Here is an 11,235-nt window from a genome sequence, read left to right on the forward strand (position 1 = left end):
GGGCAAGGTCGTTTTCAGGGCCGCAACAGAATCTGCCAAGGGGCATTGGCAGGCCTGAAAAAAGTACTGTATAAATAACCAGACCTGACTTTCGGGAGCCGCCCCATGCTGGTGCACCTGTCCATTCACAATTACGCCATCGTCGAGCACCTCGACCTCGAAATCGCCCGTGGCATGTCTGTCATCACCGGCGAGACCGGCGCCGGCAAATCGATCATGCTCGATGCCCTTGGCCTGGCCCTGGGCGACCGGGCCGACAGCGGCGTGGTGCGCCCCGGCACCGACAAGGCAGACATCCTCGCCACCTTCGACCTGGTGGACATCCCCGAGGCGCATGCCTGGCTGACCGAGCGCGACCTGGACAACGACGGCCTGTGCATCCTGCGCCGGGTGATCACCGCCGAAGGCCGCAGCCGCGGCTACATCAACGGCACGCCCTGCCCGCTTGGCGACCTTAAAGCGCTGGGCGAACTGCTGATCGACATCCATAGCCAGCACGAGCACCAGTCGCTGCTCAAGACCGACACCCATCGCCGCTTGCTCGACGAGTATGCAGGCGCGGTCGACCTGGCCCGCCAGGTACAGCTGGCGGCCAAGCGCTGGAACCAGACCCGCCTGGAGCTGGAGCGCCTGTCCAATTCCGGCGACGAGCAGCGCGCCCGCCACCAACTGCTCAGCTACCAACTGGAAGAACTGGACAACCTGGGCCTTGGCGAGCACGAACTGGAGCAGCTGGAACAGGAGCACAAGAACCTGACCAGCGCCGAAGCCCTGTTCGGCATCTGTCGCCAGGTCATCGACCAGTGCAGCGAGAGCGACTCGGGCAACGTGCTCAGTGCCCTCACCTCCTGCCTCAATCGTCTGGGTGCCGCCACCAACTCACCCAAGGCACTGGGCGAAGCAGCCAACCTGATCGCCAGCGCGCAAATCCAGGTCGAGGAAGCCGTGGGCGAACTCAACCGCTTCCTCGACAACTTCGATGCCGACCCGATGCGCCTGCAGGCCTTGGAAGAGCGCCTCGACACCCTCTATACGCTGGCGCGCAAACACCGCGTGCACCCCACCGAACTGCCTCACCTGCAGCAACGGCTGATGGAAGAAATCGAAGGCCTTAACGCCAGTGACGAGTCGATCGAGCGCCTGGGTGAAGAGCTTGCCGCCTTCGCCCAGCACTATAAAGAGAAGGCCCGCGAACTCAGCGGCCTGCGTCAGCAGGCAGCCCAGCAACTGGCGGGCGCCGTCGAACAGGAAATCCAGCGCCTGGGCATGCCTGGCGGTCGCTTCTGCATCGAGCTGACACCTAACGAGGGCTCCGACCTCTCACCCCATGGCCTGGAGCAGATCGAGCTGCTGGTCAGCGCAAACCCCGGCCAACCACTCAAAGGCCTGGCGAAGGTGGCCTCGGGCGGCGAACTGTCGCGTATCAGCCTGGCGATCCAGGTGATCACGGCACAGACCTCGCGCATCCCGACCCTGGTATTCGACGAAGTCGACGTGGGTATCGGCGGCCCCACTGCCGAAATCGTCGGCCAATTGCTGCGTCGCCTGGGCGAGCGTGGCCAGGTGCTGACCGTGACACACCTGCCACAGGTAGCAGCACAAGGGCATCATCACCTGTTCGTACACAAGGTGCGCAACAGTGATACCACCCACACCGCCGTGGCCAGCCTGGGCAAACGTGAGCGGGTAGAAGAAGTGGCGCGGATGCTGGGCGGCATCGACCTGACCAAAGAGTCCTTGGCGCATGCGCGCAAGATGGTGGTTTCTGGAAAGGCTTGAGCTGCTCTACCAGGCCAATGCAGTTGTTGTGAAAGCGACCTGCATTGCCTTAAGACCCTCAGAAAGCACAAAGGCGACCCGAAGGTCGCCTTTGCTATTCATAACGATATAAATCGTTACTTCTTCTTACGCACGTACAGGACCAGATTGTGGTCCACCAGCTCGTAGCCATGCTCGGCCACGATTTCGCGCTGGCGCTTCTCGATTTCGGCATCCATGAACTCGATGACTTCACTGGTATCCACGTTCACCATATGGTCGTGGTGACCGCCATCGGCCAGTTCGAACACCGCGTGGCCGCCGTCGAAGTTGTGGCGAACCACCAGACCCGCCGCTTCGAACTGAGTCAGCACGCGATAGACGGTGGCCAGGCCCACATCTTCCCCAGCCTCCATCAGCGCCTTGTAGACATCCTCTGCACTCATGTGACGCTGCTCGGTAGAGTCGAGCATCTGAAGGATCTTTACTCGAGGCAGGGTCACCTTGAGACCGGCTTTGCGCAATTCGCTATTTTCAACCATGGTCAGCTTTCTCGCCGATGCTGCTTCGCAGCTTCTCTTAATACGGGTATGATCGGGGTTTACGTTGTCCAGCCAAGATAGTGGAAGTCGCCCACCGATGCAAAACACCAAGCTCTTGCTAACCAGCCTCACCCTAGTGGGACTGCTCGCACTCGCCGGTTGCTCGTTTCCCGGGGTTTACAAAATCGACATCCAGCAGGGCAATGTCGTCACGCAAGACATGATAGACCAATTACGCCCGGGAATGACCCGACGGCAAGTAAGGTTTATCATGGGCAACCCGCTGATTCAGGATACCTTCAACACCAACCGTTGGGATTACCTGTACAGCCTGCAGCCTGGTGGCGGTAAACGCCAGCAAGAGCGCATGAGCATCTTCTTCAACGAAAGCGACCAACTGGTCAGCCTGTCTGGCGACTTCATGCCGGGCGTAAGCCGCGACCAGGAAATCCTCGGCGGCAGCAGCGACACCACCGTCAGCCCAGCCACCGAGCCAGGCCAGGCCGAACAGCCGGCACCGCAGCCGGTGGAAAAACCAGCCAAGCCTGGTTCGACCGAAGAGTCCATCCAGCGCGAAATCGATACCATCGAGACCACCCCAGTCCCGACGCCAGCACCGCTGGAAACCCGGTAATCGCACAGCAGATACAAAAAAGCCCGGACCTGGTCCGGGCTTTTTTTTTTGCGCCTTATCCGTCAGGCATGCAATTGCTTGGCGCGCTGGCAGAAGGCATCGACCAGGGTGTTGGCTGCCTGATTGAACAGCGGCCCCAACGTGGCACGCACGATCGGCCCGGCATAATCGAAGGACAGGTCCAGGCTGATCTTGCAGGCTTTTTCACCCAGCGGTTTGAACACCCACACACCATGCAGCTGAGTGAATGGCCCCTCTTCGAGGTTCATCTCGATGGACTGCCCTGGCACCAGCACATTTCGCGTGACGAAGTGCTGGCTCATGCCGCCCTTGGCCACTTCGAGCTTGGCCCGCATGTGCGTGTCACTGGCTTCGATCACCGTCGAGGCCGAGCACCACGGCAGAAACTCAGGGTAGCTGGCCACATCGTTGACCAGATCGTAGAGCGCCTGGGCGGGGTATGGCAGCAGGGCGGAGCGTTGAATATGGGTAGTCATCCAGGCGTCACTTCCAAGGCTGGGTGGCGGCGCTTCGCAGCGTGCCGAAAACAGGTTCTGTGCGTATGACAGGGGTTGTATTGTCCGGTATTCATTCCGGTGGCTCAAGCACACCGAAATCCCATAGCGGACGACGCGCGGACTTGCCTATAATGCCGCCCCTATGGCTAAGCAAAAAAAACATCCGACCGGGACCATCGCGCAAAACAAGAAAGCGCGACACGATTACTTCATCGAACACAAGTTCGAGGCCGGGCTGGTCCTGTCCGGCTGGGAAGTAAAAAGCCTGCGAGCTGGCAAGGCGCACCTGACCGACAGCTACGTGCTGCTCAAGGACGGTGAAGCCTGGCTGTTCGGCAGCCACATCACCCCGCTGACCACCGCCAGCACCCACGTCATCGCCGACCCCATCCGCACCCGCAAGCTGCTGCTGAACAAGCGCGAGCTTGAGCGCCTGGAAGCGGCCGTGGCGCAAAAAGGCTACACCTGCGTGGCCTTGGCGCTGTACTGGAGCAAGCACCTGATCAAGTGCGAAATCGCACTGGGCAAGGGCAAGAAGGAGTTCGACAAGCGCGACACCATGCGCGAGCGCGACTCCAACCGCGAGCTGCAGCGGGCTGTGCGGAACAAGGGCAAGGAAGACTAGATCTTCTTTCGCCTGTTCGGCCCTCTTCGCGGGTAAACCCGCCCCCACAGGTATATCACTGCCCTTGAAGGCTGTGAGAACCCTGTGGGGGCGGGTTCACCCGCGAATAGGCCAGCATTGCCACCACAAATCTCAACGCCCGCTACGCCGCTCTGCCCGCGCCACCCGCTGCGCCTCTTCGTGCGCCTCTTGCAGCACCTCCTGCACATACAGAATGTGCCGGCTGGACACCTCGCGCGCATCCTCCGCCCTGCCCTCGACAATCGCCAGGTACAGCTCCCGGTGCTGACTGATCAGCATGTCCCGGGTTTCGGTGCGCTGCTGGTACATGCCGCCAATGTTAGTCACCACGTTGCGCTTGAGCAGGTCGAACAACCCCCGAATGGTATGCAGCAACACTGCGTTATGGCTGGCCTCGGCAATCGCCAGGTGGAAGCGTGCATCCGCCGCGCCCTCCTCCGCCCGAGTCACTTCGTCGACCCTGGCATAGCAGTCCTGCAACACATCGAAGGCCGCCTTCAGCCGCGCTCGGTCAGGCTCGGTGGCTCGTTGGGCAGCATAGTAGGCACACGACGCCTCCAGGGTATGGCGGAATTCGAGCAGGTCACGCTGCGCCTCAGCACTGTGCTCGAGCAACTGCAGCAATGGGTCGCTGAAGGTGGACCCCAGCGACTCGGCAACAAAATTGCCCCCGCCCTGACGGCTGACCAGCAGCCCTTTGGCCACCAGCTTCTGGATCGCCTCACGCAGTGACGGGCGGGACACACCAAATTGCTCGGCAAGGACGCGCTCGGCCGGCAGCCGCTGCCCCGAGGTCAGCGTGCCTTCCAGAATCATCCCTTCCAACCGATCGACAATGTCGTCGGACAGGCGCCGTTGGCGGACCTGATCAAAAACCATCACATGCTCTCCACAAACCCCCAGCAAATTTCAGGGGCGCCTATTCTCGCCGATCCAGGCCGCGCACACACCCATCAAGCCGCGATTTTCCCAGCGCATCAGGTGCCCGCTCATCGGCACGCGACCAAAGTTTTGCGCAGGACAAATTGACACACCCACGACAACGCTTTTAACCTAGCGACCAGCCATTGTAAATTGGTCTTACCAATTATCCAATGCCAGTGCTGACCAACAACAATTAGGGGCCACCCCATATGCAAACCTGGCAACAACTCTATAGCCCGCTTGGTAGTCTTGGCCTGTCCGCACTGGCGGCGGTCATCCCCATCGTGTTCTTCTTTCTGGCCCTCGCCGTGTTCCGCCTCAAGGGCCACGTAGCGGGCAGCATCACCCTCGCGTTGTCGATCCTGGTGGCGATCTTCGCCTTCCAGATGCCTGTCGACATGGCCTTCGCCGCCGCGGGTTACGGCTTCCTCTACGGCCTCTGGCCAATTGCCTGGATCATCGTTGCCGCGGTGTTCCTGTACAAACTCACGGTCAAGAGCGGCCAGTTCGAGGTGATCCGCAGCTCGGTGCTGTCGATTACCGACGACCAGCGCCTGCAAGTGCTGCTGATCGGCTTCTGCTTCGGTGCCTTCCTGGAAGGCGCTGCAGGCTTTGGCGCACCCGTGGCAATCACTGCCGCGCTGCTGGTGGGCCTGGGCTTCAACCCGCTGTACGCCGCCGGCCTGTGCCTGATCGCCAACACCGCACCGGTGGCTTTCGGCGCCCTGGGCATCCCGATCATCGTGGCCGGCCAGGTCACCGGCATCGACGCCTTCCACATCGGCGCCATGACCGGCCGCCAACTGCCACTGCTGTCGCTGTTCGTGCCGTTCTGGCTGGTGTTCATGATGGACGGCCTGCGCGGCGTGAAGGAAACCTGGCCTGCAGCGCTGGTCGCCGGCTTGAGCTTCGCCGTCACCCAATACTTCACCTCGAACTTCATCGGCCCAGAGCTGCCAGACATCACCTCGGCACTGGCCAGCCTGATCTGCCTCACCCTGTTCCTGAAGGTCTGGCAGCCCAAGCGCTCGTTCAGCGAAGCCAAGGGCAGCGTCGGCGCCGCCGTGGTGCAGCCAAGCGGCAGCCAGCCTAGCCCTTACAGCTTTGGCGAAATCTTCAAGGCCTGGTCACCGTTCCTGATCCTGACCGTGCTGGTCACCATCTGGACCCTGAAGCCGTTCAAGGCAGCGTTCGCCCCAGGCGGCGCGATGTACAACTTCGTGTTCAACTTCGCCATCCCACACCTCGACCAGCTGGTGATCAAGACCGCACCGATCGTTGCCGCGCCGACCGCCATGCCTGCGGTGTTCAAGCTCGACCCGATCTCCGCCACCGGCACCGCGATCTTCCTCTCGGCACTGATCTCCATGGCGGTGCTGAAGATCAACTTCAAAACTGGTCTTACCACTTTCAAAGAAACCTTCTGGGAACTGCGCTGGCCGATTCTGTCGATCGGCATGGTGCTGGCCTTCGCCTTCGTCACCAACTACTCCGGCATGTCCTCGACCATGGCCCTGGTGCTGGCCGGCACCGGCGCTGCATTCCCGTTCTTCTCGCCGTTCCTCGGCTGGCTGGGCGTGTTCCTGACTGGCTCGGACACCTCGTCCAACGCCCTGTTCAGCTCGCTGCAGGCCACCACCGCGCACCAGATCGGGGTCAACGACACCCTGCTGGTAGCGGCCAACACCAGCGGCGGCGTGACCGGCAAGATGATCTCGCCGCAATCGATCGCCGTGGCCTGCGCCGCCACCGGCCTGGTGGGCAAGGAATCGGACCTGTTCCGCTTCACCGTCAAGCACAGCCTGTTCTTCGCCACCATCGTCGGCCTGATCACCCTGATCCAGGCTTACTGGCTGACCGGCATGCTGGTTCATCACTAAAGTGAAAGGGGCCGGGCGCCATCGCGCGCCCGGCACTCCCCACAAGCAACGCTGCGAGAATCCATGATCATTTCTGCCTCTACCGACTATCGCGCCGCGGCCCAACGCAAGCTGCCTCCCTTCCTGTTCCACTACGCCGATGGCGGCGCCTACGCCGAGCACACCCTGCGCCACAACGTCTCGGACCTGGCCAGCATTGCCCTGCGCCAGCGCGTGCTGAACAACATGTCCGAGCTCAGCCTCTCCACCCGCCTGTTCGACGAAACCCTGAGCATGCCGGTGGCCCTGGCCCCGGTCGGCCTCACCGGCATGTACGCCCGCCGTGGCGAAGTGCAGGCGGCGCGTGCGGCGGCCGCCCATGGCATCCCGTTCACCATGTCCACGGTGTCGGTGTGCCCGATCGAAGAAGTGGCGCCCGCCATCGACCGGCCGATGTGGTTCCAGCTGTATGTGCTCAAGGACCGCGGCTTCATGCGTAACGCCCTGGAGCGGGCCAAGGCTGCCGGGGTCAAGACCCTGGTATTCACCGTCGACATGCCAGTGCCCGGCGCCCGCTACCGCGACGCCCACTCCGGCATGAGCGGCAAGAACGGCCCGCTGCGCCGCGTGCTGCAAGCCATGACCCACCCAGAGTGGGCATGGGATGTCGGCGTGATGGGCCGCCCGCATGACCTGGGCAACATTTCCAAATATCGTGGCAACCCAACCGGCCTTGCCGACTACATCGGCTGGCTGGGCAACAACTTCGACCCGTCCATCTCCTGGAAAGACCTGGAATGGATTCGTGAGTACTGGGACGGCCCGATGATCATCAAGGGCATCCTCGATGCCGACGACGCCCGCGATGCGGTCAAGTTCGGTGCCGACGGTATCGTCGTGTCCAACCACGGCGGCCGCCAGCTCGACGGCGTGCTGTCCAGTGCCCGCGCCCTGCCGGCGATTGCCGACGCGGTCAAGGGCGACCTCAAGATTCTGGCCGACTCCGGCATTCGCAGCGGCCTCGACGTGGTGCGCATGATCGCCCTGGGCGCCGACACCGTCTTGATCGGCCGCGCCTTCCTCTACGCCCTTGCCGTGCATGGCCAGGCTGGCGTGAAGAACCTGCTGGAGCTGTTCGAGAAAGAAATGCGCGTGGCCATGGTGCTGACCGGTGCCAAGTCGATCAGCGAGATCACCCGCGACTCGCTGGTACGCGAACTGGGCGCCTGACCGCCTGCAAGAACGACCGCCTGATTGACCCGGGGCATGTGGCGCACAGACGCCACAGCCCCGCGAGGAGATTGCATGAGCCTGCCCGCCGCGTTCCTGCGTGATGCCGAGCGCCTGATACCCGCCGAACGCCGCTTCGACGACCCCACTTCCACCCTGGCCTTCGGCACCGACGCCAGCTTCTACCGGTTGATCCCCAAGCTGGTGGTACGCGTCGAGTCCGAGGACGAAGTGGTCGGCCTGATCAAACTGGCCCAGCGCGAGCGGGTGCCGGTCACCTTCCGCGCCGCCGGCACCAGCCTGTCCGGCCAGGCCATCACTGACTCGGTGCTGATCGTACTCGGCGACAGCTGGGGGGGTAAGGAAATCCGCGGCCAAGGCGAGCAGATCCGCCTGCAACCTGGCGTGATCGGCGCCCAGGCCAACGCCTGGCTGGCCCCCTTCGGCCGCAAGATCGGCCCGGACCCGGCCTCGATCAACGCCTGCAAGATCGGCGGCATCGTCGCCAACAACGCCAGTGGCATGTGCTGCGGCACCGCGCAGAACACCTACCACACCCTGGCCGGCCTGCGCCTGGTGCTGGCCGACGGCACCCGCCTGGACAGCGAAGACCCGGCCAGCGTGGCCGCCTTCGAAACCAGCCACGCCGAGCTGCTGGAGGCGCTGGCCCGCCTGGGCCGCGAAACCCGCGCCAACACCGCGCTGGCCGAACGCATCCGACACAAATACCGGCTGAAGAACACCACCGGCCTGTCACTGAACGCACTGGTGGACTACGACCAGCCGCTGGATATCCTGCAACACCTGCTGGTTGGCTCCGAAGGCACCCTGGGCTTCATCAGCGCCGTCACCTACGACACTGTGCCCGACCACCCGCACAAGGCCAGCGCCCTGCTGGTGTTCCCCAGCGTCGAAAGCTGCTGCCGCGCGGTGACCGTGCTCAAGCACCAGCCAGTCTCGGCCGTGGAACTGCTCGACCGCCGCAGCCTGCGCTCGGTGCAGAACATGCCTGGCATGCCGCTGTGGGTAAAAGGCCTGTCGGACAACGCCTGCGCCTTGCTGATCGAGTCCCGCGCCGCCAGCCAAAGCCTGCTGCACGAGCAACTGCAACAGGTGATGGCCTCGATCGCCGACTACCCACTGGAACAACAGGTGGACTTCAGCGAAGACCCGGCCGTGTACAACCAGCTGTGGAAAATCCGCAAGGACACCTTCCCCGCTGTCGGCGCTGTGCGTCAGACCGGCACCACAGTCATCATCGAAGACGTCACCTTCCCCGTCGAACAGCTGGCCGAAGGCGTCAACCGCCTGATCCAGCTGTTCGACAAGCACCGCTATGACGAAGCGATCATTTTCGGCCATGCACTGGAAGGCAACCTGCACTTCGTCTTCACCCAGGGCTTCAACAGCGCCGAAGAAGTCGCCCGTTACCAGGCGTTCATGGACGACGTGGCGCAACTGGTGGCGGTGGAGTTCGGTGGCTCGCTCAAGGCCGAACACGGCACCGGGCGCAACATGGCGCCGTTCGTGGAGCTGGAATGGGGCCATGACGCCTACCAGCTGATGTGGCAGCTCAAGCGCCTGCTCGACCCCAACGGCATTCTCAACCCCGACGTGGTGCTGAGCGAAGACCCGGACATCCACCTGAAAAACCTCAAGCCACTGCCTGCCGCCGACGAAATCGTCGACAAGTGCATCGAATGCGGCTTCTGCGAACCGGTGTGCCCGTCCAAGGGCCTGACCCTCAGCCCACGCCAGCGCATCGTCATGTGGCGTGACATCAAGGCCAAGCAACGCGCCGGCATCGACACCCGCGAACTGATGCAGACCTACCAGTACCAGGGCATCGACACCTGCGCCGCCACTGGCCTATGTGCCCAGCGCTGCCCGGTCGGCATCAACACCGGCGAACTGGTGAAGAAACTGCGTAGCCAGGCCGCCGACCACAAAAAAACCGCCGATTGGCTGGCCGAACATTTCCACACCGCCCTGAGCGGTGCGCGCCTGACTCTCACTGCCGCCAACACCGCCCGCAAGCTGCTGGGTGCCCCGCGCCTGGGCCGCTTGAGCGCCTCGCTGAGCAAAGCCAGCAAAGGCCGCCTGCCACAGTGGACCCCGGCCATGCCGCAACCCCTGCGCCCGATCAGCTTCGGCCCGGCCAGCAACGATGCCCGCCCCCGCGTGGTGTACCTGGCGGCCTGCGTTTCACGGGTGATGGGCCCGGCCTACGTCGACCGCGAACAAAGCTCGCTGCTGGACAAAACCCGCGCCCTGCTGGAAAAGGCCGGCTACCAAGTGGTGTTCCCCGACAACGCCGACAGCTTGTGCTGCGGCCAGCCGTTCGCCTCCAAGGGCTACCCCGAGCAGGCCGAACACAAGCGCCAGGAACTGATCAACGCCCTGTTGCACGCCAGCCGTGGCGGCCTCGACCCGATCTACTGCGACACCAGCCCCTGCACCCTGCGCCTGGTGCAAGACCTGGGCGACACCCGGCTGGACCTGTACGACCCGGTGCGCTTCATTCGCACCCACCTGCTCGACCGCCTGGAATTCACCCCCCAGGACGAACCCGTAGCCGTGCACGTGACCTGCAGCACCCAGCATCTGGGTGAAAGCCAGGCGCTGATCGACCTGGCGCGGCGTTGCAGCAAACAGGTGGTCATCCCCGAAGGCATTCATTGCTGCGGCTTTGCCGGCGACAAAGGCTTCACCACCCCCGAGCTGAACGCCCATTCGCTGCGCAGCCTGAAAGATGCGGTGCAGTATTGCAGCGAAGGCATCTCCACCAGCCGCACCTGCGAGATTGGCCTGTCGAGCCACAGCGGCATCGACTACCACGGCCTGGTCTACCTAGTAGACCGCGTCACCCGCCCCCGCAGCATCTAAAGGCTGGCACCTTCACCTTTGTAGGAGCGGCCTTGTGTCGCGATCGGGCCGCAAAGCGGCCCCACGATTTATGCACCCACGCTGACATCCTAGGGCTGCTTCGCAGCCCGATCGCGACACAAGGCCGCTCCTACACAGGTACAGCGCAAGCCCGGGCCAAGCACGGTCCAGTGGGAGCGGCTTCAGCCGCGAACACCGGCAAAGCCGGTGCCATCCCCCCCTCTCATATCGCCCCGCC

9 protein-coding genes are annotated in these 11,235 nt (G+C 63.2%); 6 read left to right on the top strand and 3 right to left on the bottom strand.

The window, feature by feature from the left end:
- Positions 1-105: 105 nt before the first annotated feature.
- Positions 106-1,779 carry a DNA repair protein RecN gene (gene recN, locus APH35_RS15790; RefSeq protein WP_012274257.1) on the top strand — a complete coding sequence of 558 codons (1,674 nt, stop codon included), beginning with the start codon at positions 106-108 and terminating at the stop codon, positions 1,777-1,779.
- Positions 1,780-1,895: 116 nt separating this feature from the next.
- Here recN and fur read toward each other — a convergent pair whose 3' ends face one another.
- Positions 1,896-2,300: a ferric iron uptake transcriptional regulator gene (gene fur / locus APH35_RS15795; RefSeq protein ID WP_012274258.1), complete on the bottom strand. Its 405-nt coding sequence runs from the start codon at positions 2,298-2,300 to the stop codon at positions 1,896-1,898.
- A gap of 97 nt (positions 2,301-2,397) precedes the next feature.
- Here fur and APH35_RS15800 point away from each other — a divergent pair, with 97 nt between their 5' ends.
- Positions 2,398-2,934: an outer membrane protein assembly factor BamE gene (locus APH35_RS15800; protein WP_012274259.1), complete on the top strand. Its 537-nt coding sequence runs from the start codon at positions 2,398-2,400 to the stop codon at positions 2,932-2,934.
- A gap of 62 nt (positions 2,935-2,996) precedes the next feature.
- On the opposite strand, the gene APH35_RS15805 is transcribed toward APH35_RS15800, so the two are convergent.
- Positions 2,997-3,431 (bottom strand): type II toxin-antitoxin system RatA family toxin, encoded by a 435-nt coding sequence (locus tag APH35_RS15805; RefSeq protein WP_012274260.1) that lies wholly within the window; start codon positions 3,429-3,431, stop codon positions 2,997-2,999.
- A gap of 163 nt (positions 3,432-3,594) precedes the next feature.
- Between APH35_RS15805 and smpB the strand changes: the two genes are divergently transcribed.
- Complete coding sequence (gene smpB, locus APH35_RS15810) at positions 3,595-4,077, top strand: SsrA-binding protein SmpB (RefSeq protein ID WP_012274261.1); 483 nt, start codon at positions 3,595-3,597, stop codon at positions 4,075-4,077.
- A 132-nt stretch (positions 4,078-4,209) separates the two neighbouring features.
- On the opposite strand, the gene APH35_RS15815 is transcribed toward smpB, so the two are convergent.
- Positions 4,210-4,977, bottom strand: a complete 768-nt coding sequence (locus APH35_RS15815; RefSeq protein WP_012274262.1) for an FCD domain-containing protein — start codon at positions 4,975-4,977, stop codon at positions 4,210-4,212.
- A 254-nt stretch (positions 4,978-5,231) separates the two neighbouring features.
- Between APH35_RS15815 and APH35_RS15820 the strand changes: the two genes are divergently transcribed.
- The 3 genes from APH35_RS15820 (at position 5,232) to APH35_RS15830 (ending at position 10,997) form a co-directional block, all read left to right on the top strand.
- Complete coding sequence (locus tag APH35_RS15820; protein WP_012274263.1) at positions 5,232-6,902, top strand: lactate permease LctP family transporter; 1,671 nt, start codon at positions 5,232-5,234, stop codon at positions 6,900-6,902.
- 63 nt (positions 6,903-6,965) lie between these two features.
- Positions 6,966-8,111: an FMN-dependent L-lactate dehydrogenase LldD gene (gene lldD / locus APH35_RS15825; protein WP_012274264.1), complete on the top strand. Its 1,146-nt coding sequence runs from the start codon at positions 6,966-6,968 to the stop codon at positions 8,109-8,111.
- Positions 8,112-8,186: 75 nt separating this feature from the next.
- The gene (locus APH35_RS15830) at positions 8,187-10,997 is read left to right on the top strand and encodes an FAD-binding and (Fe-S)-binding domain-containing protein (RefSeq protein ID WP_060494572.1); all 2,811 of its coding nucleotides are present in this window, start codon (positions 8,187-8,189) and stop codon (positions 10,995-10,997) included.
- Positions 10,998-11,235: the final 238 nt, after the last annotated feature.

The organism is Pseudomonas sp. NBRC 111132 (assembly GCF_001320565.1).
GTDB classification, from domain to species: Bacteria; Pseudomonadota; Gammaproteobacteria; order Pseudomonadales; family Pseudomonadaceae; genus Aquipseudomonas; species Aquipseudomonas putida_P.

Coding starts and splice junctions, on each gene's coding strand:
- recN (WP_012274257.1), top strand. CDS start 106: ATGCTGGTGCACCTGTCCATTCACAATTACGCCATCGTCGAGCACCTC.
- fur (WP_012274258.1), bottom strand. CDS start 2,300: ATGGTTGAAAATAGCGAATTGCGCAAAGCCGGTCTCAAGGTGACCCTG.
- APH35_RS15800 (WP_012274259.1), top strand. CDS start 2,398: ATGCAAAACACCAAGCTCTTGCTAACCAGCCTCACCCTAGTGGGACTG.
- APH35_RS15805 (WP_012274260.1), bottom strand. CDS start 3,431: ATGACTACCCATATTCAACGCTCCGCCCTGCTGCCATACCCCGCCCAG.
- smpB (WP_012274261.1), top strand. CDS start 3,595: ATGGCTAAGCAAAAAAAACATCCGACCGGGACCATCGCGCAAAACAAG.
- APH35_RS15815 (WP_012274262.1), bottom strand. CDS start 4,977: ATGGTTTTTGATCAGGTCCGCCAACGGCGCCTGTCCGACGACATTGTC.
- APH35_RS15820 (WP_012274263.1), top strand. CDS start 5,232: ATGCAAACCTGGCAACAACTCTATAGCCCGCTTGGTAGTCTTGGCCTG.
- lldD (WP_012274264.1), top strand. CDS start 6,966: ATGATCATTTCTGCCTCTACCGACTATCGCGCCGCGGCCCAACGCAAG.
- APH35_RS15830 (WP_060494572.1), top strand. CDS start 8,187: ATGAGCCTGCCCGCCGCGTTCCTGCGTGATGCCGAGCGCCTGATACCC.